Source organism: Magnetospirillum fulvum (genome assembly GCF_900108475.1).
Lineage (GTDB): Bacteria > Pseudomonadota > Alphaproteobacteria > Rhodospirillales > Magnetospirillaceae > Phaeospirillum > Phaeospirillum fulvum_A.
Window position 1 is genome coordinate 282,612 of the sequence record NZ_FNWO01000004.1, and the last position, 21,687, is coordinate 304,298.

A 21,687-nucleotide genomic window follows, 5' to 3' on the forward strand; every position below is an offset into this window, starting at 1 on the left:
ATTGTTCTGGTTTCGCCGATTAGAGCCCAACTCGAAAAGAGTTGAGCGGTTTTAGAGGGGTGAGACTCCGTTTCGCTGCGAGACGAAACGGAGAGATCGATGCCCTGGTCTAAAACCGCTCGCTGGGCTTGAATCGCCAGTTGCTATTGCAACTGGCGTATTTCATCTCTCGTTAAAAGTTTTTCTCCCAGTTCGTTGAGTCTCCCGGCACCGACGACCTGGAAGGGACTGCGCTCATCGTACCCCTGCTGCTCCCGCAACCGCCGATTCCGGTCCTCCTCTTGACGCTGCCGCGGCGGCTGTTGCTGACCGTCGTCGTTCCCGCCGCCATAACCGACGACCTCGAAGGTGATGATCGACGGCAGATCGGTTTGGCGCGGGCCGGTCTGGCGGGAGGCGCGGGCCGCATCCTCGGCCGCGCCGGCGGCTTGGCCTGCCGTCGCGGAAGCGGCGGTCAAGGTCCCGATGTTGGGCGCTCCCGCCACCACCGGCAGGCCCTTAGAGGAGCCCTGCACCTGGATGTTGGCGGCGTTGAGCACACGCAGCGCGGCAATGTTGATGTTGCCGGAAACACGGATACCCGCCTCGCCGGCGTCGATGGTGCCCAAGGGCGCGATCAGGTCGATGTCGCCCACCGGCACCTCCGGGATCGGGTTGAGGGTGGCGATGCCGGCGCCCGAGGACGGCACGCTCGGCGACAGGGTGACTTTGCCATAGTTGTCGTAAACACGTTTCGGCGGGGTATAGATGATGGTGGTCTTGGCGCCGCGACCGGCATTGATGTCACCTTCCGCCGTCCAGGCCAGGATATCGCCGCCAAAGGTGGTCATGATGCGCGACAGGCCGAGCAGGATGCTGCCCTTGCTGTAGAATTGTATGTCCCCCTGGCCTTGGGTAATCACGCCAGAGGTGGAGGGCGGCACCGTTCCCTCGACGCCGACGAGGATCTTCCCACCCGGTGTCAGCATCTGGATGTCGCCGCCGAAATTGGTGCGCACCCCCGAGCCGCCGAACATAATGATGTCACCGGAGCGCGAGATCGGTTTTTGCTCCGCATCCGTTTCAGGGAACAGCGTGGCGATGACATTGCGGCCCCGCAGATAGGAGAGGAAGCGCACACTGCTACCGTCATTGTATTCGCGGCCTCCTTCGCGCAACTCGGCGAAGTAGACTTGGCGCAGGAAGATGCGCTGCTGCTCGGGTGCCAGCGTTCCGAAATAAGCGCGGACGTTCTCGTCCGTGCCGGTAAAGCCGTAGCGATTCTCCAGCCAGTCGGCCAGTTCCTTCTCGTAGGTCTTGGCGACCTTGCCCGAGCCGTCGAGCGGCGTGCCCGCAGGAAGCAGATTAGCCGGATCGAGATATTTCAGCATCGCCGCGTAATCTGGACCCGACGCGCCGATTCCTGCCTGCATCAGGATGCTGGTGCCGGGGCGCGTGTCGCCGGTCGCGATCGGGCCAATCGAGGTAATCGAGCCCTTGTCATCCTGAAGAATGTTGCGTCCGGCCGAAACTTCCAACGTGCCGGGGCCGGCGATGTTGAAATTGGTGTAGAGGATGTCGCGGCCCGCCGAGACGACCGACACATCCGTCTCGTTGCTGTGGACGATGAGGTTGGTATAGCCCAGGACTGCGGACGCTCTCGCGGCGGGCATGCCGCTGGCGACGATGTCGCGACCCGCCATCATGCGGAGCGGCCCATTGCTTCGGTAATAAGCCGTGACGGCCGCGTTGCTGTAGTTTATCAGCTCGCCGATTCCAAGGCCGACGATGTCGCCACCGACCGCATAGATCCGGATCGGTTCGGCATCGGCGTCGCGCGTCGGCGCCGTCGCGGCGGTGTTGGGACCGAACGTGAAGAGGGAGTAGGTCCCGTTCCAATAGCTTAGTCTGTTGGTGACGCCGCCAGTGAAGAGGACTGCGTCGCCCTCATCCGAGAGATTGGACACGATCTGGTCGTAGGCTCCCCAACCTGTTCGTCCGACGAACGCCGGATCGAACGGCGTCGGCAGCGGCGTGCCCGAGGCTGACGCAATAAGCGCATGCCGTGATTCATAAGGATCGTTGGAAATCCTCTGCCCGGCATAGATCGAGCCCGTGGCCAGGATCGACAATTCGCTTGAAAGCGACGGTGCCAGCGTGTCGCTGGTGTAGCCGACGATGGTGTCCCCGGCGGACGCGCCATAATAAATGTTTCCGCCGAACGCCGCGACGCGGAGGATCGCTGGCCAAGTATCGGCCAGGTCTGTGGACAGAGTCTGGCCGCCGGACGCCGTGTCCACGGCCGCCTTGCTCGGCGCTATATTGCCGCCAGCCGAGATCAGATTGATCGCCGTGTGGTCGGTCCAGAGCGAGAACCAGCTGTTGCCACCGCCGTCATAGTCCGTTCCGTTCACGGTGAAGGGCGAGGTGTTGAGCTGATAGCTGCGCGTGGCGTCCCCGGCACCGGCGATCACCATGTCGCCCAGCGTTTGCAGATAAACCGCCGAGTCGCCGGGCACCAGCACCAGCCCTGAGAGCGATTGCGCGCTCGACGATTCGAACGGATCGGCACCGCGTGGATCGATGGGATTGGCGACAGTGCTCGACGAACGATAGATCGTCCGGATCTCGCCAATCGATTCCGCCTCAACCTGCGTCGTCCCGCGAAGGTTGATGATGCTACCGCTGAGCGCCGTCTTCGACGCCCGTTCATCGGCTTCCCCAAGGGGATTGAGCGCACCGGCGATGCGCATATCGAGGTCGCCACCGCCGGTCAGGGTCAGCGTGCCGTCAACACCGACCCGCCCGGTCGAACCGACCGCGACAACGAGGCCCTGGCTGCGGCTCGCCGAACTCGCCCCCTGCCCCACCGAACCGCGGGATTCGATCTTGCCTGCATCGCCGCCGACCCGGATGGTGACGTCGCCGCCGCCGAGCGTACCGAACCCGGTGAAGCCGACCAGGGTCACCGGTTCGACCGTGCTTGACGAGGCGTCGTCAACCCGGGCATAGGTGCCGAAATTGATCCACCAGGCGGTCGGGATCGCCGTATCAACAGTCGCGCTGCCGGAACCCTGCCGCCACAGCCAGTCGCCGACGAGACTGGTCGAGGTGCTGGCGGCTTCTCCCTGATTACCGCTCGAATTGCGAATATCGCCGATCAGGTTGCCGCCGGCCACGATCAGCAGATTACCGCCCTGGTCTGGGTACCAGGCATGATAGCTGGCCAAGGCGGCGGAATAGTCGCTGGTCTGAATGCCAAGGATGGAACCGTCCGTCAGCACTCCCCGCGCCTGATCATAGGCCGCCGCGACAGTCGTCGCGGTTCCGGCCGTATAGACACCGTAGAGCGAGTTCATGCGGACGTCGCCGGTCGCGATCAGCGAGAGGTCGCCGGTCCCGGTGCGGATCACGCTGTATGCTGGCGCCGTCGCCGTGCGAACAAGCGGCAAATTGCCCAGCACGCTATAATTGCCCGAAGACTCATTCCAGAAGTCTGGCGAATAAAAATCATCCCATGAAACGGCTCCGTATAGGCTGACGATTTCGGCTTCCGTCATTCCCAGCAAATCGCTCTTTCCCAAGTTATCAGGAATCCATCCCCACATGATTTCATCGACCAAGTAATCCACGCCCTGTTGATTAATCCCTTTCAGGATGCCCCCGCCGGATTGCTTGATGGTGTAGTGGGTATCGGCGAGAATGATGCTGCCGGTTCGCGAGGGGCTTCGCGCGCGCGTATCGGCCGACGCCAGATCGGCACCCGCCACAAGCTGCATATCCCAAGAGGTCGAGCCTGCGCCCAGCATTGACGCGACGGCCCAGTTGCTTCCCTGGAACCCTGCGCTCGCGGGCCGCAGATCGATGGAGGCATCGCCCACCAGTTCGACCTTGGTCGTGGACGGGATCAACGACCCCCGTGCCAGCGCGACCGGGCCGGTCGTCACCATCTGCACCGGCAACGCGACCCCCTTTGGCCAGAGAAGCGCGGCAATCGCGGTGTTGCTGCGCAGCGGCGTGCCCGCGCCGAGCTTCATGCCCGCCGTGAGGGTCACGCCATTGGCAAGCACGGTTCCGGCGGCATAGGCGATGCTGCCGTCGGCGTTATAGATAGTGGCCGCGACCACGGTGCCCGCCGACAGCGTCATCGTCCCGGTCAACACCGCATCGACCGGCAGGATTGTGCCCGTCGGAAGGGTCATGGCGGCGACGGGCACCGCATAGTTCAGCGTCACGCCGGCCTGGAAGGTCGTGCCGGTGTCGAGCACCAAATTGTCGCCCGGCACCACGATGTCTCCGCCAAACGGGAGTGTGCCTTCGCTCAAGACCCAACCGGCGTCATCCGGGGTGGTCGATGGCGGTGCGAAGCCATCATTGATGCTGCCGTGGATGGTGAGGTTCCCGGCGGCGCGCAGCACCAGCACGCCCGGCTCGCCATAGCCGCGCAGGGCGGGATTGTTCCGGTCCGATTGTGGTCCGTAGCGATAGCCCGAGAGATCGAGGTCGCCCACGACGGTCAGGTCGCCATTGGGATTGGTGACCGCATTGCTGGTGATCTCCACGCCCGGACGGAGATGATAGGGGCCAAGCCCGGCAAGACGGGCGCCGAGCGCCGTATTCCCCAGCGCCGCGTTGATGAAGGTTTGGCTGTGGCCGTCGATGATGTCGAGATAGCCCTTAGTGATCAACTGCGGCGTGGACCCGGTCACATCCGGCGCGGCGGCCAGCGGCGCGTCGTCATAGATGCGGAAGGCGTTGACGGCGATGGTCTTCGCCCCTTGGATCGCAGGCGTGCCGATCACGTTGATCGCCACGTCGTTGGCACCGAGGCGCCGTGCATTGAGATCGAGGGTGCCGCGGGTGACGCCGTCGTTCTGGCCGCTGCCGCTGCCGATCGCGACGCTGGTGCCGACGCGCATGTCGAACGCGGCATTGCTGCCGATCGTCAGAGACCCGTTGCGTGACGTCAGATCGATGATCGCCCGGTTCGGACTGTCGATGATTTTGCCGTAGCTGTCGAAGCGCATGCCGGTGCCGTGCGCATCGAGCGTGCCGTTGACGGTGAGATCGCCCATGGCGACCAGACGGATCGAGCCGACTTGATAGCCACTGGCGTCGATGGTGCCATCGACGGTCAGATTGCCGCCGTCCAGCACGATCTGCACCTCGCGCGCCTTGACGCCGTCGCCGACGACAAGATCGCCCTGTTTGATCTGGAAGCGCCGCGCGCCGAACACCTCGCCGGTGTTGAGCCGGTTGTTCAGTCCGGCGAAACCGGCGAGCGTCTGGGCGCGGACCGTCAGTTCGGCGGCGTCGAAGGGAACGATCGTGCCTCCGGCATCATAGTGGCCGGACGCCGAGCCCTTGATTGCGCCCGCCAGATCGACATGACCCTTGCCCGCACTCAACGCGGTGACCGTCATCGTGCCACCGCGATTGTTCTCGGCCGACAGATTGATGACCGAGCCCGCCGCCGTTGTGACGTCGCCGCCGGTGCTGGAGAGGATCAGATCGCCGCCCCAGCTGTATTTCTTGACGTCGAGCATCGTGACCTCACGGCCCGACAGGTCGATCCGCGCCCCATCGTCAAGCATCAGATCGTCGGTCGCATTGAGCGTCAGCTGTCCCGATGGCAGCACGATAGCGGTGTCCACCGTGACGTTGCGGCCCGCAATGGAGAGCTGAGCACCAAGCTCATTGCTCGTCGCCGCAGTGGCGGCACCTGCCGGGGCGGCGATCACCACGTCGCCGCCAGCGACAACGGTGAACTTCGAGCCCGCCTCGCCGGTCACCAGGGGGGAGGTGATCGTCAGATCGCCGCCGGTGTACTGCCAGCCCTCGCCGGTGACATAGTCGTTGCGCGTCTCATACACGGATAGGGCGCTCTTGCCGCTGGCCGTGATGCGTTCACTGGCGGTGAGGCGCACCGCACCGAAGCCGAGCGCCAGACGCTTGTCGTCCGCATTGCTCGCCTGCTGGGTGTTGGGGCCATAGCCGAACCGGATCGACTTCGCCGCGATATCGAGCGCACCATGGCCGAGCAGCGCCGCGACCGGCGCGCCGGGCGCGTCCTCCGCGCCGGTCCAGATGAACTCGCCCGCGCGGATCGTCGCTACGTCGCCCGCTGCGCCATAGCCATAGATCGCCGGCGTGCCGAACACGACGCGCTCCAGCGAGGAGGCGTCCAGATCGACCGAACCATAGACATTAATCGCGTCACGGGCGTTAAGGACCAGGGTCTCGAGCGCGGGCGCGCCGGTCGCCGTGTTGCCCGCCAGCAGGTCGGCGAGTTTCTCCTGGTTGAGCAGCAGGCCATCGGGCAATTGACCCGCCGCCTTGGCTGCCGCGATGCCTGCGTTTTCACCCAGATTGACCGAGGCGACGCCGAGCACGAGGTTCTTTGTCCCGTAGGAGACATTGTCGGCGATGGTCAGCACGCGATTGGTGGCGATGGCGATGGTGCCGCTCGACACCAGCCGGGTCGTGCTGTCGCAGGCGGTGGTCACGCAAGCGCCGATCTTGATGTTGACGCCGGAACCGGCTTCGGAACCGGTCGGGGGATTGCTCAGGATCAGATTGAACCAGCCATTCGACACGACGAGCGCGCCTTCGGCCTTGAAGACAAAGCCATCGCTGGAGTCGAAGGTGTGCGGCCCCCCAGCCTTGGCGATGATCGACGCGCCTTCCTCGATCGTGATCGCACCGTCGATATAACCACCGTTTTCATAGCGCCTGCTGCTGGCAATGATGATCTCGCCCGCCGTGATCTGCGCGCCGCTGCGGATGATGAGATCGTCCTCCCCCCTGATTTCAGCATAGCGGCCGGTTTGGCCGTAGATCTTGGTCAGGCTGGCGTTCAGGAGAAGACGCGGCGCATCCAACGCACTGAGCGCGTCGGCATGGACGGAGACGCCGCTGAAGCCCTGCGTCGCCGTCTGACCGGTCGCCAGCACCTCCCCGATTCCGCCGACGGAAACCGTACCGCCGTAACCATCGCTCTCGGCTTCGGGATCGAGCCGCAGGTCACCGGCGATCGACAGCGCTTCGCGCACATCGTCTTCGGCTTGTCTGAACAGCGAGATCGCCAGCATTCCGGCGTCCGCCGTGATCGCCGCGCGCGGAACGCCGAGGCTGTCCGCATCCGCAAGCACGAAAGCGTTGTAGCTCATCTCATTGTACGAGGAATGTGTGCGCACCACCTGCGCGGGGGTGATGATGACCTGATTGGGCAGCGAGTCGCGGATCGCCGTATTGGCGATCCCCAGCGTACCGGCGGCGATATAGGAGCCATTGCCGAGTGCGGTCACGCCGCGCAGGACGGTCTGGTCGCCGGCGCCGATCTCGACGCGGAACGCGCCGGGGACCAGCGCATAGGTCGATGGCATCAGCGTATAGGTTCCGGCCGGTAACCCCGGCACACCGGCGGGGATGGTGATCTGTTGTCCGACCAGCGGATTGCCCGCCCCCGCATCCGCGGCGACCGGCGCGTAGGCCGCGCCGCTCGACGGCACGATCGCATACACCGCGTTGCCAGCTTTGCTGTAGCCGTAGCCGGGGCCGGCGCTGGCCAGCGGCGTGGTGAGGATATCGACCGAGCCGCCACGACCGCTGACGAAGCCCGCGCCGGTCAACTCACCGCCGCCCGACAGGTCGAGCGTCGAGCCGTCTTCGCTGGCGACATGCGCCCCGTTCAGATTGATGGTGCTGCTGATCCTGCCGGTAACCCCGCTGGAAAGCGCGATTGCGCTGCCATCGTAACTGTAGGTGATCCCATCGACCGTACCGCCATAGGGCATGACCAACCCCGCGCCGCTGACCGAGGTCAGGCTTCCGGCGAGCAGGTTGATGCTGTCGGCTAGCGTCGAGGTGTTCAGCGACCCCAGCGTCAGGCTGCCGAACGGCGCACGCACGATGCCGCCCTGGTTGACCGTTTCGGCGGCAAGGGTCAATTTGCCGAAGGCCGAATAGGGGATGGCCACGTCGCCCTGCACCGCGCGGCGGATGGTGAGCGAGGTGCCCGCGACGAACGGCGTGTTGACGCCTCGATACCCGGCGACGATCCGCGCTTGGACATCGGTCGCCGGATAGACCTGGGCGGCGGTGAGGACGATGTTGCCCGAGCTCTCCAGCCGCGTCAGGTTGGCTGAGGTGGCTCCCTTGAGCCAGCGCCCGCGAAGCAGTCGCAGGTCGCCGGTACTGGCGAGATCGACCGTGGCGAACCCCCGCCGGTCCAGGATCAGATTGGTGGCGCGGTCGGTGCCGCGCGCGCCGAAGCCGACCGTATCGCGAATGTCGATCAGGTCGGCGTCGACCCGGAACAAGGCATCGGTGTGCTGCTGCGACGCGCCGTTCACCCAGCCGACCGTGGGAAGGGTGTAGTGATCGCGCGCGAGGCGCGTGACGCCCGCCAGACGGACATAAGGCGCTGCCAACGAAACCCGGCTGCCGGACGCCGCGCCGTCAGCCAATGCGAACGCCGCCGTATAGAGGCGCAGGCTCTGGCCAAGGTTGAGCGAGACGTTGCCGTCGAAGCTGAGCGGACCGTCCACAAGCAGCGAGAGATTGTCGAACCCGCCCGCCGCGATCCGGTCCACGCCCAGACGCGCGGTCCCAGACTTCAGCAGATCGGGCGCACTCGCGGCGTCGATATCCTCGGGCAGCAGGCTGTCGCCCTGCGTCTGAGCGAGAATGAATTCACGCGGGCTGAGCACGGCGCCGCTGGTGGACGAGGTCTGATAGTTGGGCGAGATCAAGGCCAGCGCCAGGGTGCCGCCCGCCGCGCCCGCCCCACCCGCCGCCGCACGCAGCGTGCCGTCGAGATAAAGGCCGCTGCTCGACTTGACGATGATCGATCCGCCGTTACTGGCGACCGTCACCGGCGTGCCGGTGGTATCGAGCACCGCGCTGGCGCCCGAGGCGTCGAGCAGCGCACCCGGCCGGATCACCACGAAGGCGTTGGGGCCGAAGGCTTCGCCGGTCTCTTCCCAATCTATCCCGCCGCCGATGCTGATCGAGCCGCCATCGGCGACGCGGCCATAGGTGCGGCCGTGTGAATCTTGGGCGGTGGCCGCGCGGGCGGCAACATCCAGCACCGCCGTCTCGCCGATCCAGATCAGGCCGGGAGTGGGGCTGCCCTCGTCAGAGGAGGCATAAGCGCTCGGTATATCGAGGGTGATCGCCCCGCCCCAGGCATTGAGACCGCCATCGACGCGCATATTGAACCCGAGAAGATTGATCGACTGGCCGGGATCGACCGTGACGGTCGCGTTCGACCCGATCACAATCGGGCCGCCAGCGCCGGTGCCAGTGCTGCCTGTGGTCTGCACCGAACGCAGGGTCAGGCTGGCGCCGGCGCGCTGGGTCAGGACGCCCTTGGCGGCATCTTCGAGATCGAGCGGTGGAGTCCAGAGGTCGAGCGCGGTTTCCGGATCGGCACCGGTCGCCGTCGATGACGAGACAGAGGTGAAGCGATAGACCGGCACCGTCACATCCAGCTTCGTTCCGTCGGTGACCACCACGCCGTTGCGGGCGGTGACGTCGTAATTGGAGAAGCCCGACTGGAAGAGCGAAGTGTCGAGTTGCGTGTTGGTCTTCACCTGGACCGCATTGGCAAACGTAGTCCCCGCCGAAAGAAGAGTCCCGCTGCGGAGAGTCATATCGACGGGCGACGCGGTGCCGGCCTTTGCCGTTTTTGTCCATGACTGCGTCGGCAGGCCGTTGGGAAACACGTCGGCGGGAACGACATACCCGGCAAGCGCATAGGACGTCCATTGGGACATATAGAGCGTAACGCCCGCCGGAATGTAAGGAATGACCTCCATCAGTCCGGTTGCGACGTTGATGGCGGCAATATGCCCCCTCCAATTACTGATCGTGATCCGGCTGGTAGCGTTCGGGTTCGAGCTTCCATACCATTTTCCATCGAGATAGAACTGCCCTTTGTACAGAAAGTCGTATTCAGAACCTTCATTCGGATGGTCAGGCGGGTTCCAGTTGGCTTGAGGGGTGAAATTGGTGGTCGGCTTGATGCCTCCGGCAGGGATCGCCTCTCCAGCCAGCGCTACGTTGACGGAATAATTATAGTCGATGGGCAATATGTCGCCGGCGTGGATCGTGTAGTCCTGCGCCAGCACCAGATCGGCCGCCGCTGTCTCGCCCGGCTTCAGCACCCCGTCGGTTTCCAGCAATTCGCCGCCGATCGAGATTGCGGTGCCGGATTCGATCTTGAGCGTGCCGCCGCCGTTGACGCCGAACCCGGCGACCTTGCCGTCGAGGGTTAAGAGGCCGTCCGCGACGATGTCCGTGATTTCATAATCGGCGATCAGCGTGACATTGCCGCCCTTGCCGCCCTTGGTCTTGCCGGAAGCCAGGATGGCGGCGCCCGACGAGACGTCGATCAGGCTGCCGCTCCTCAGCGTGACGTTGTGGGTCGAGGACAGCGTGGCGCTGCCGCCGTTGAGCCAGGCCAGCTTGGCAGCGGCGGCGGGATCGTCCTGCAAATTGACCCACAGCCCGCGCAGGTCGAGCGTGACGTCCTCGCCCAGGGTGATGGCGGATCTACCGCCCTTCAGCAATCCGCGGGTGACGCCAGACTGGGTACTGTCGGGGGTGAAGACGTTGGTGGCGGTGAACGAGCCGCCGCGGGCGGTGACGTCGGCGTTGATATCGACGACCGGGGCGATCAGTTCGACCTTGCCGCCATTGGCCAGGGTCAGGGGCGCATCGACGGCGATGGAATTGGTGGTCACCACCGACACGCCGCCGAGGTGCTGGCTGTTAAGGTTTTGGGCGTCGAGCCAGACGGTGTTGACGGCCCGCGCCAGGGTATCGGTGGCGGTCATGCCCTCGGTGATCCCGGCGACGGTGCCGATCACCACCTCGGAGGCATAGCCGCCTGCCCGGCCGTAGCCGTTATACTGCCCGATGGAGAGCGTACCGGCGCGGGGAGCGGCGTATTGCGTCTGCTTATAGCCGTCGCCGGTAACGGCCGGGGTATCGGTCTGGCGGCTGCCGGCGACGATTCCGGCCTCGATGGTGCCTTCGAACACAGCCGTGGGGGTGGACAGGATCAGCTTGCCTGCGTCGCGGCCGACGGTGTAGCCGACTTCGTTGCGGACGGTCGTGGCCAGCCAGGCGCCGCGACCAAGGGAACGGGTAAACGTCTCGGTCACGCCCCACCGCTTATGCAGCAAGGTATAGGCGGTGGCGCCGACGCTGAGATAGAGCGTGTCGGCGGGAGCGGAGCCGACATCGTAGCGTTTGCCGTCGGCGCCCAGAAGGTTGGTGACGTTGATCGTGCCGGCCGCGTAGGTGATCGCGCCGCCGGAAAGGTCGAAGACCGACCCCTTCTGCGCCACCACGTCCGGCGCCGAGAGCGTGATGGTGCCGCCGACCGCCGCCCATTCGCCGATTGTATGGGCGGTGTTGGCCACATAGCCGGACACTTCGAGCAAGCCGCCTTTGGTGTAATAGCGGTCCGAAGCGTAGTCGCCGGTTCCCGCCGGCACCAGGATCAGGTCGCGAACGTCGATCCACACGTCGCTGTTCTGGAGCTTGCCGGAATCGCGGTCGATGGGCGAGTCGCGCAGTTCGTTGCCCTGGATGTTGACCTTGATGTTGTTGGCCGACATGGGCAGCACCATCTCGCGCACGCCGGAGACGTCGATGACGGCACCGTCCGCGGTGAACACGCGCTTGCCCGCGCTGACCGCCACCTGCCCGCCCTTGGCCTGGGTGATGGAGCCGCCTTCGAAGGCGACGGTGCCGCCGGTCACCATCTCGATGCGCGACAGGTCCAAGCGGTCGGCCAGGGTGGAGAGGTTGTTGAACTGCCCGATGGCGAGGGGATTGGCGCCCGACGCCTTGATCAGGGCGTCGCGCTGGGAATTGAGCGCGGTATCGCTGCTGTCCAGTTCCGGCAAAATCGCGGTGACGCTGTCCGCGCCCAGGGTGATCGAGCCGGCGGCATCGCTGATGGAATTGAGCAGATGGATGGTGCCCCGGATGTTGACCGAGGTGGTGGACAGCAGGATGCCGGACTGGGTCAGGGTGCGACCGGCGAGCGTGATGTCGCCTTGTTGGGCGAAGACGATGCCGGTATTGGCGACGCGGCCAGCGCCGATTGTGGCGACCTCGCTGCCACGCGTGCTGGAAAGCGTGTTGGCATCGGTGCCGTAGCCCTTGCGGATGATGAAATTGTCGCCAGCAGCCAGCAGGGCTTGGCCCTTGGGGGTGGAGATGGAGCCGGCGTTCTCGACAATCTTGCCCAGCAGCATGACGAAGCCGCCGCCTTCGACGCTGGATGCGGGCTGGGCGGTGGCGATTTCGGCACCGGCATCGACCCGCACCAGCCCGGCATAGGTGCCGGTGCCGTCGCCCGCGCCGGTGAAGCTGGGGTTATAAGTGCTGCCGGTCTGCGTGGAATAGAGGCCGTTGGTGAGGAACTGGTTGTTAACATCAATATTGGCGGTGGAGGCGACCAGGGAGTGGACGTTGACCTGCGATCCGGCACCGAACACGATGCCGTTCTGGTTGATGACGTAGACCGAGCCCTTGGCGTTGACCGAACCCAGGATCTGGCTGGGCGCCGTGCCTGCCCCCACCACCCTGTTCAGGGCCACGTAGCTGGAATCGGCCTGATCGAAGGTCAGCGTGGTTTTGGAGCCGACGTTGAAGCTCTCCCAGGTCAGGACGGCCTTCTGCTGGGTCTGCTTGATATCGACCTCGACCTTGCCGTTGGTGCCCGTGGTCTGCGTCGGGGCCTGGGCGCCGGTCCAATTGCTCGGATTGTTGGGCTCCAGGCCGCCCGTAGCCAGACCGTCCACGTCGGGCACCACGAGGGTGGGCAGAGCGGCACGGGCCTGAGCTTGCAGCGAGCGGCGCAGAGTGACGCGATTTTGCATGATCGCGCTGGTGTTGCGCGCCGCCGCTGCGGCGGCCTGCTGCTGCTGAATCGCAGTAACGGCCGCTGCCGTCGGGGCGGTTACCGAGGCATCGCCGCGCCGCAGGCTGGCCTGTGTCGGCTGGGCAGCGGTGAGGGCGATCGCGCTGACACCCGCCAGGAGCAGGCGGCGGGAGGAGATGCTGCGGAAAAAGGGTAAGGCGAAGATCATGGCGGCAGTCCTTGAGGCGGGTCGTCAGCGGTCGGAGGTTTACCTGATCAGGCCGCGTCGGACGCGGATGGCGCCTGCTGCTCCGGCACCGGTTCGACGACGGGCGAGGCCTTGGCCAGCTTGGGCAATTCCTCGCGCAGGAAGGCGATCAGGTGCTGGACCAACTGGTCCCAGATCCCGGCCTGGGCACGGAGGTGGTCGGAGGTGACCCCGCCCAGTGCGATGATGTCCATGTTGAGCATCAGCAGGCCGGGCAGCAGATGCAGCCGGGCAAAGCGCCGGGTGGCGTTCCACTGATTGACCAGGGGCAGCGGCAAGTCGCCCTCGACCTGGAATACCGCCTGGAAGGTGGCGTCGGCGAACCGGGCCGCGCCCGGAGGCGTATCGTCGGCCTGATCGGGACGCGGGTTGAAGAACATCATGGTGAAGGCCAGCCCGCCGGTGGCCGAGCGCAGAAGCGGGGCGCCGTCGATGTCCTTGGCCTCCTCGACGCGGTAGCCAGCGCCCTGGAGCGCCTCGCGCAGCAAAGCGGGGGTGAGATGCAGGTGGATCACGGTCTCGGTCATGGAGGACTCCATCACTTGGGCGCCTTCGGTGCCAGTTTGGCCAGGGCCAGTTCGTTGATCGGCATCGGGTTTTGCTGGGTCAGTTTGGCGAGGTAGGCCTGGCGCAATTGCCCCGATCGGGTCTGGCGCAGGCGTTCGGCCAGCGCGTCCCGGACCTCGGCGAACGGGCGGGTCCCCGACGGTTTGGTCTCGAGCAGCTTGATGAAGTGCCAGCCGTCATCGAGGCGGATCGGCTCGGATACCGCGTCCGTGCCCAGCCCCGCCGCCGCCTGGCGGATCTCTGGCACGATCTGCGGTTCGGCAACCCAGCCGATCTCGCTGTCGCTGCCGCTATCCGAGAATTCCCGGGCGATCGCGGTGAAATCGGCCCCGCGCCCCTTCAGCTTCTTCATGACCTCGTCGAGCCGGGCCTTGCCCTTGTCCTCGGCCGTCTTGTCGCCCTTGGGCGCGGCGATGAAGATCTGGGCGAGGCGATATTGGCGCGGGGCGAGGAACGCCGTCTTGTTGGCGTCGTAGGCCGCCTGCAAGTCGGAGTCGGAGGGGAATCCGTCGGGCACTTTGGCCACCGATTGCAGATAGGCCTCGATCAGAGCCGCCTCGCGGACCCGCTCGAGTTGGGCCTTGGTGGTGGCCTGCTGGTCGAACTTCTTGTCCTTGGCCTCCTTCAGCACCAATTGGCGGGCAAGATAGGCGCGCACGGCTTGACTGACCAAAGCCGGGTCCTTGGCCAGCGCCGCCTGATCGGAGGGCGACAGGGTCTCGACATAGGCGCGGACATCGTCGGTGGTGACGTCGGTGCCGCCGATTCGGGCCACCACGTCGGCGGCGGTGGCGGGGGAGGCGGCTGCCAATATCAGGCCGAGGGCAAGGGCTGATCTGAACGAAATCATTGAAATCCTCATGACAGGAAGGCCCCGGTCCTGGCCGGGAACAGCCGAAGGGTAGTCCCTGGCGCGCGTGTCGGAGCGCTTGGAACCGTGACGGTCAGCGGCGGGGCGGGCTTTCTCACGGCACCGCCTTTTGGTCGAGCAGCTTGTCCTGGTAATCCTGGACCAGGGTCTGCAACTCGACCTTCTTGATGCCCAGGAAGGGATCGCGGTCGAGCAGGGTTTCGGCGATGTCCCGCGCGGCATAGCGGTCGAGGATTTCGGCCCCGACCTTGTAAAGAGCCGCATTTTTGGTCTCGCAACTTTCGGCCCGCCGGGTCAGGGTTTCGGTCTGCCCCGCCAGTTGCGCCCGTTCCGCCTCCTTGGCGCGGGCGACGGCAACCGCCTCCTGATAGGCCGACTTCCACTTCTCCTGAGCCGCGATCGCCTGGGCGACCGTCTCGGAATTGGCGGCGAGGCGGCGGTTGAACTCGGCTTCCATCCGGTCGAGAATCGCGCGGTCGGGCGCCGCCGCCGTCCGGCCGGGGGCGGGCCGACTCTCCAATTGCGCCTTCAGCGCCTCGATGAGTTTCTGGTTTTCGGCGTTTTTCGCGTGCAATTGCGCTCGTTCGTCTTCGAGGGTGCGGCTCTGGGCGATGGCCGAGCGCAGCGCATCGCGCAGCCGCGTTTCGGTGTCGTCGGAGGCTCTCGCCCCGCCCGGAACCAGCCCGGACAGGACGAGAGCGGCGGCGATGAGGGAGAGGGATCGCCGCATGATTAGAACCGCGCCGAGATGTCGGCCTGAACCGTATCGACCGAGTAGGGGGCGCCGGAGATGCTGTCGGCGCTCATCCAACGCAATCCGGTCCAGACGTTCTTGCCGAGCGCCAGGCTGCCGCCGAGGATGGTGCCCTTGAGGTTGGTGCCGCCCATGCCGAAATCGGAATCGGTCAGCCCGTCCACAACCGCGTCGGATTCGAGATATTTGTAGGCGAGATTGACCGACCAGTCCCACCGCTCGGCCAGCTTCGGTTTGCCCACCGTCAGGCGCATCAGATAGCCGGTGTCGCCACCCTCGAACGAGCCGGTCTCGTTGTTGTTGAGCGCCTTGGCGGCGATTTTGTTCTTGTTGAAAGCGAGGTTCTTGACGTATTCGCCATCCACGGTGACGCGGATCGGCTCGAACCCGTCATAATCAAGACGACCGGTCAGCGTTAGCTCGTGGAACCCCGTCGCCAAGCCGTAATACTGGTAGGCGGGCGCGTTGACCGGCACGGTCACGCCGTTGTACGGCGTGGCCGAAAGGTCGCGCAGGGCCATATAGGTGTTGCCCTTCTGGGCGAAGGACGGCCGACTGAGATCGGTATCGCACGACACCTTGGAACTGGTGGTGCCGCTACCGTCCGGATCGGTGATGTCGCACGGGCTGGAGAGCTTGCCGTTTATATCCTTGTAGTAGTAATAGGCGGCGCCGATCTTAACGCCGGTGTCTTTCGTCGGTTTCCAGTCGGTGCCACCCTGTAGGCCGAGCAGCCACTTATCCTTGCTGACCTGCTTGCTGTCTTGGTTGGACGAAAAGTTGAGGTCGGTGTTGTAGACCGGGAAGGCGCCGATGGTGACGAAGGGCGTAACCCCCGTCGCCACCTCGTAGCGTCCGGAAGCGGCGATGCCGTCGAAACCAAGGTCGTCGTCCCACACCAGATCCGTGCCGAAAAACGGATTGTCGAAACGCCCGGCGGTGATGCCCAGCGCCATGTCCCGGTCCTTGACAGCGTCCCAATGGATGAAGGCGCGGTCGAGCCAGATCTGATATTTGCTGAAATTGCCGCCCGACCCGCCAAGGCTCTGATTGGTCGAGACCGGCGAGTTGCCGTCGCCGGTGGCGATCCGCATCCCGGTGGTGAAATCGTCGCCGAGATCGGCCTCGACCCCCAACCGGGCGCGCAGGCGGAACCTTTCGCGGTTCTGGTCCACGTCATAGGTGGAGTAATTGTCGAGGTAGGGAACGCCTGCATTGGTAGAGCCGGGACCGAAAACCTTGACTGGCCCGCTGCTGTTCATGGCGTTGAAGTTGATCATACCGGGAATATTTCCGCTGGGATAGTAATCCCCTTCGTAGCGGCCGCGGATGTCGCCCTTAAGCCGAATCCGCTCCGTCCATTCCGGATGGGTATTCGGCGCCGCCCAGTTCTCCGCCTTGGCCTGGGCCATCACCTTGTTCTGAACATCCTGGCTGATCTGCTGCTTGACCGTCTCGGGGACATAGGTCACTCGCTTGGTCCCGTCCGGCAGCGGCGCCGACTCGCCGCTTGCCGCCTTGGCGGCGTCGCGAGCGCGTGCCCCGTTCAGAATTTTGTCGGCCTGCTGCTGGCTGATGATTCCGGTGGCCACCATCTCCTCCAGCATCGACGACGTACTGGGCTGGCTGGTTTCGGCCGCTGCTGTCGGCATCGCCGTCGCCAGGGCCAACAGCGAGACGGCCAGCGTCAGCCCGCGTCGGGTCAATTTGTTTCCTTCAGTCATCACGCGTCATCCCCTCGAAATCGTCAGCATTGGGTCGGTCAGCCCGGTCGCCGCGCCGTCAGGCGGGCGACGATCGGCATTGGCATGTCCTTGGGCGGCGGTTCCTTGAGTTGCAGATTGGCCAGGATTTCGGTCTTGATGGCGTAATCGACGTCGGAATCGCCGGTCGAGGCGGCCATCTGCACCCGGGTCACCCGGCCGTCCGCGTCGGCCCACAGCCGGATTTCGACCCGGGTCTTGGCCGACCGGGTGCGGCGATTGGCCCGCAACGCTTCTTCCACCTGGGCCTGGACCATCACGGCGTACCACCCCCAGCGCGATCCGCCGCCGCCGCCACTGCCCAGCAGCCCGCCGCCGCCGGGACGACCGGCCAGATTGAAGTCATCGCCCGGTCCGTCCGCCGCCTGGTCCAGCCCCAACGGACCGGGCGGCGGCTGATCGTCGGCGGCCTTGGGCGGCGGTTCGTCCTTGGGCCGGGGTTGTTCCGGTTTGAATTCCGGTTCGATCATCTTGGGCTGCTCGACCATTTTCGGCTGGTCGTGCTGGGGCGGTGGCGGCGGCGGTGGCGGCGGCGGCTGGATGTTGACGATCGTCACCTCGGCGATCCGCTTGGGCGCAGGGCGGGACTCGCCGCTGGTCAGCACCACCACCGTTACGGCCAATCCCACCGCCAGAACCGCGACGAAGGCGAGGGCGGGACCATGCTCGCGCAGGAAGTCGCGGCGGGCGTCCTTGCGTCCCCCGTGCCGGGGAGATGCCGCCAGGGCGTCGGGATCGCGGTCGGGTGAAACGCGGGTCATGGCGTCACTTCACCAACGGCTTGGTGGCAAGGCCGACCTGGGTGATGTTGACCCGCCCCAGCAGGTCGAGCACATCCATCACGCCCTGGTACTGGGCCTGACCGTCGCCCTTGATCACCACCGGGAAGTCGGGGGTCAGCGCCTTTTGGCTGACCAGCCGTTGTTCCAGTTCGGGCAGCGTCACCGGCAGGGTGTCGAGGAACAGCTTGCCCTCGGCGGTCACCGTGATCGCCTTGGTCTGCGGCTTGGCCAGGCTGGGCGCGGCCGAGGCCTTGGGCAGGTTGACCTTCATCCCCTGCACCGAGGCGGTGGTCATGATGATGAAGATCACCAGCAACACATAAGCGAGGTCCAACATCGGGGTGATGTTGATCTCGTCATAGAGCTTGTCGTCGTTGACCTGCATTGCCCTACTCCGCCGACAGGGGGAGCGGCACGGCGGCATGGCCGTCGGCGCGGTGGCGATGGAGTTCGGCCAGACGGGTCACCAGTTCGTCGACGAAGACGTTCATGGTGGCCGCACTGTTCTTGATCCGGGTCAGCAGCCAGTTGTAGCCGAACAGGGCGGGGATCGCGACGGCCAGACCGGCCACCGTCGCCACCAGCGCCGCGGCGATGCCGGGGGCGATGGCGTTGACGTTGACGTCGCCCGAGGCGGCGATGGCGGCAAAGGTGATCATCACGCCGACCACGGTGCCGAGCAGGCCGAGGAACGGCCCGCCCGAAATCGCGATCGTCAGCATCACCATCAGGCGGTTGAGGGACTGGGTCTCGCGGACCTGGATCGAATCGAGGGTGGCGCGGATCGCGGCGATCGATTCGGCGGTGAGGGCACGGCCACGGCCGTTTTTGATGCGGGCGCGGATTTCCTCGGTGCCGGTCCGGTACAAGCGGTACAGCGACGAGGCGCGGACGACGTCGCTGTCGGCCTCGGTCAGCCGTCCGCCCAGACTGGCCACGGCGCGGGGGTCGTCCCGGTCGAGAAAGCTCCAATCGGCGACGGTCTCGCTGTACACCTCGAGGAAGCGGCGGTTGGCTTTCTCCAGCCGACTGAGCGAGACCGCCTTATCGACCATCACCACCCAGCTTAAGGCCGCCATCACCAGCAAAATGGCGATGATGACCCAGCCATCCATCGTCACCGAGCCGAGGATCACCGCGAAATAGCCGCTGACCCAGCTCGATTTCTCTTCGTCGGGACCAAAGCCGAGCAGCTTCGCTCCGTCCGCGCCCTGGCCGATCGCGTCGAACTTGATCGCTCCGGCCGACCGCGCCGTCTTGGCCAGGCGCAGTTCGTCGATCTCGCCGACGAACCCGGCCTGGAGCGGTGCGATCGAGACGGGGGGCGCGCCCTTCGCCGTCGGGAGCGCGACCGGAGCCGGAGCCGGGCTGTCGCCGCCAAGCTGTGCCGGTCCCGCCAGTCCCGGCAGCGCGGCGGCCAGCGTGGCCACCTGGGCCCCGTCGGCATAGAGCGCGATCTGCCCCCCTCCGCCGGCGGTGACGGCAAGGTGATGCCACGATCCCACCGGCAGCGCCGTCGCTCCTTGCGCCCGGCCCGCGCCGGAAATCTCGACGAACGGAGCCCCGCCCGCCAGGCCGATCGTCAGGTATTTTTCCCCGTCGCGGCGCGAGAAGAGTACCGCTTCGGGTTGGGCCGCTCCCGGTTTGACCCAGGCCGACCAGCTCATCGTGCCGCCCTCGGTCCAGGTCAGCGACGGAGCCGCGGGCAGGGTCACCGGGGCCTGTCCGTCGAGCTTCAGGCCGGGTCCGATCAACGCGCCGTCGGCGGCGACGACCGGGGTCAGCGAACCGTTGTTCCACGCCGTCCAATCGCGCGCCGGTTGAGACCGCTCGCCGAAATGATAGGCCAGGGTGGTGTCGGGATCGAAGCTGCCCTTGGCATCCTCGGCCGAGGTCGCCTTGGCGTTGCCGTAATAGACGAAGAACGGAGTCTTGGTGCCGGGCCGGACGTCTTGCAGCCGCACCCAGACGAATGCCTCGCCCAGCAATCCGTCCCACTTCTCGACGTGGAATTTCAGCGGGGTCTTGTCGTCGCCGGCGACGAAGCGCAGATCGGCACCGTCGTCACGTGCCTTTTCGAAGCGGAAATTGCCCGCATGCAGCCGCACCAGGACCGGAACGGTGCCGATCTCATCGGTGATCCCGGCGGCGCTCGCCCCGGTATCGACGGTCAGCGGCTTTCGTTGCGACCATTCGTCGTTCCACCAGGCGTTTGCCGCTCCCGGAACCAGGGCGACCCCGAGCGCCAGGCCGCACAGCATCTTTCGTATCGCATCACGTCGCATCGCGGATTTCCCTATTTTCGTCGCGTTTAGACTTGGATCGCGGTCAGAACTCGCCCCACAGGCGGAAGTGAAGCCGGGGGCTGCCCCGTTTCGTGCTCTCCTGGGCGATCATCGGAATCCCCAGGTCGACAGTGCTGCTGATGTGGTCGAGCAATTTGATCCGCGTCCCCACCCCGTAGCTCCACAGGGTGAAATTCTCGCGCTGCTCTTCCAGCGGGTGCTTGATCGCGAGCCGGGCTCCGTCGAGGAACAGATGGAATCGCCACTCGTTGAGGATGTCGTCGCCCAGCAGCTTCGTCAGGGACGGGGTCCGCAGTTCCGCCGTGCCCGCCATCGCGGTGTCGCCCAGCGCCTCGGATTCCAGATAGCCGCGCACGGTGTCGAGGCCACCGGCCGAGAATTGCTCGGAACTGATCAGGGCGTCGTTGCTCAACTGGCCCTGGACCTTGGCGAAGCCCTGGGTCTCCAGCGGCAGTTCCTGGGTGCGCGAGACGTCGCCGCGGAAATAGAAGAATCCGCCGGTCGCCTTGTAGCGTTTGTTGTCGAATTCTTCCCACTGGCTGCCCGCGGGGCGCAGGTTGAAGGTCACCGCCGCGTTCAATTGCGTCGTCGATTCGGTGCCCATCCAGGTTGCGGCATAGGCTCCGGTCACCGGCCAATAGGTGATCGGCGTCGCGTATCCGTCGGCCTCCGCCAGGGTCACCCGTTCCTGAAAGCGCTTGCGGTCGAGCCCGACCGACAGGGTGTGGTAGAAATCGGTCTGCGGCGGCAGGGAGATGATCGCCCTGGCCCCGATGATGTCGCCCTTGCCCGCGACATTCATGATGCCCAGCGTCGAGACGTCGCTTTCCTGCTTGACCGCATAGCCCAAGAGCGACAGCCACGGCACCGAGGCGAAGCGGGCCAGATACGACCCGGAATAGACCTCGCCGTCCTCAGCCCGGCTGGGCGCCACCTGATAGCCCAGCGTCAGCGAGTGGCCCATCTGCCACAGATTGTCGTAATGGACCGAGCCGTTGAGGCGGAGCTTGGTGGTGTCCTTGCTGTAGCGGTTGTTCAGTTCCAGCGAGGCGTGCAGCGGAAAGGTGTCATCGACATTGAGATCGACATCGACCGTGCCCGGCCTCACCCCCGCTTTCAGCGCCGGAGTCACCCGCCGGTCGGGAATCTGGTTCAGCGCGACGATGTCGGCGGACACCGCGTCGAAATTCGGAACCGTTCCTTCCTTCAACGACGGGGCCGCGTCCTTGATCTCGTCCAAATCGAAATAGCGCGAGCCCTTGACCCGCAATCGCCCGATCTTGCCCTCGACCACTTTCAGCGTGACGATTCCACCCTTGACCTGCTGCGGCGGAATCTCGACCCCGACGGTCTGAAAGCCTTTGGCGGTGTAAGCCTTTTCCAGCGCCGCGCGGGCGTCCTCGACATCCGTCAGGGTCTTGTCCGGCCCAAGGAACGGATAGACCGCCGCCTCGACCTCGGACTGGCTGAGCAGATTCGCCCCCTCGATCCGGTATTCCAGAATCTCGACGCGC

The 21,687-nt window shown here is 65.4% G+C and carries 9 protein-coding genes; all 9 read right to left on the reverse strand.

Translation table 11 applies throughout. The features are described 5' to 3' along the window. Nucleotides 1–143: 143 nt before the first annotated feature. The gene (locus BLW40_RS06770) at nt 144–13,091 is read right to left on the reverse strand and encodes a filamentous haemagglutinin family protein (protein WP_074766804.1); all 12,948 of its coding nucleotides are present in this window, start codon (nt 13,089–13,091) and stop codon (nt 144–146) included. Nucleotides 13,092–13,138: 47 nt separating this feature from the next. Then, nucleotides 13,139–13,657, reverse strand: coding sequence for a YbjN domain-containing protein (locus BLW40_RS06775; protein ID WP_074766806.1), 519 nt, complete (start codon nt 13,655–13,657; stop codon nt 13,139–13,141). A gap of 11 nt (nt 13,658–13,668) precedes the next feature. Continuing rightward, nucleotides 13,669–14,547 carry a peptidyl-prolyl cis-trans isomerase gene (locus BLW40_RS06780; RefSeq protein ID WP_211656735.1) on the reverse strand — a complete coding sequence of 293 codons (879 nt, stop codon included), beginning with the start codon at nt 14,545–14,547 and terminating at the stop codon, nt 13,669–13,671. 115 nt (nt 14,548–14,662) lie between these two features. Continuing rightward, nucleotides 14,663–15,298, reverse strand: coding sequence for a hypothetical protein (locus tag BLW40_RS06785; protein WP_074766810.1), 636 nt, complete (start codon nt 15,296–15,298; stop codon nt 14,663–14,665). A 2-nt stretch (nt 15,299–15,300) separates the two neighbouring features. Continuing rightward, nucleotides 15,301–17,046 carry a putative porin gene (locus BLW40_RS06790; RefSeq protein ID WP_074766813.1) on the reverse strand — a complete coding sequence of 582 codons (1,746 nt, stop codon included), beginning with the start codon at nt 17,044–17,046 and terminating at the stop codon, nt 15,301–15,303. 38 nt (nt 17,047–17,084) lie between these two features. After that, nucleotides 17,085–17,846 (reverse strand): TonB C-terminal domain-containing protein, encoded by a 762-nt coding sequence (locus BLW40_RS06795; protein WP_074766815.1) that lies wholly within the window; start codon nt 17,844–17,846, stop codon nt 17,085–17,087. A 4-nt stretch (nt 17,847–17,850) separates the two neighbouring features. Then, a complete protein-coding gene (locus BLW40_RS06800; RefSeq protein ID WP_074766817.1) occupies nt 17,851–18,252 on the reverse strand; it encodes an ExbD/TolR family protein in 402 nt (133 codons plus the stop codon). Between the two features lie 4 nt (nt 18,253–18,256). After that, nucleotides 18,257–20,152 carry a DUF2341 domain-containing protein gene (locus tag BLW40_RS06805; protein WP_074766819.1) on the reverse strand — a complete coding sequence of 632 codons (1,896 nt, stop codon included), beginning with the start codon at nt 20,150–20,152 and terminating at the stop codon, nt 18,257–18,259. A 43-nt stretch (nt 20,153–20,195) separates the two neighbouring features. Continuing rightward, nucleotides 20,196–21,687, reverse strand: a 1,492-nt coding sequence (locus tag BLW40_RS06810) for a ShlB/FhaC/HecB family hemolysin secretion/activation protein (protein WP_074766821.1), incomplete at its 5' end; no start/stop codon positions are given.

What these genes read in the sequence shown, in the direction of transcription:
- BLW40_RS06770 (WP_074766804.1), bottom strand. Translation starts at nt 13,091, where the DNA reads ATGATCTTCGCCTTACCCTTTTTCCGCAGCATCTCCTCCCGCCGCCTG.
- BLW40_RS06775 (WP_074766806.1), bottom strand. Translation starts at nt 13,657, where the DNA reads ATGACCGAGACCGTGATCCACCTGCATCTCACCCCCGCTTTGCTGCGC.
- BLW40_RS06780 (WP_211656735.1), bottom strand. Translation starts at nt 14,547, where the DNA reads ATGATTTCGTTCAGATCAGCCCTTGCCCTCGGCCTGATATTGGCAGCC.
- BLW40_RS06785 (WP_074766810.1), bottom strand. Translation starts at nt 15,298, where the DNA reads ATGCGGCGATCCCTCTCCCTCATCGCCGCCGCTCTCGTCCTGTCCGGG.
- BLW40_RS06790 (WP_074766813.1), bottom strand. Translation starts at nt 17,046, where the DNA reads ATGACTGAAGGAAACAAATTGACCCGACGCGGGCTGACGCTGGCCGTC.
- BLW40_RS06795 (WP_074766815.1), bottom strand. Translation starts at nt 17,846, where the DNA reads ATGACCCGCGTTTCACCCGACCGCGATCCCGACGCCCTGGCGGCATCT.
- BLW40_RS06800 (WP_074766817.1), bottom strand. Translation starts at nt 18,252, where the DNA reads ATGCAGGTCAACGACGACAAGCTCTATGACGAGATCAACATCACCCCG.
- BLW40_RS06805 (WP_074766819.1), bottom strand. Translation starts at nt 20,152, where the DNA reads ATGCGACGTGATGCGATACGAAAGATGCTGTGCGGCCTGGCGCTCGGG.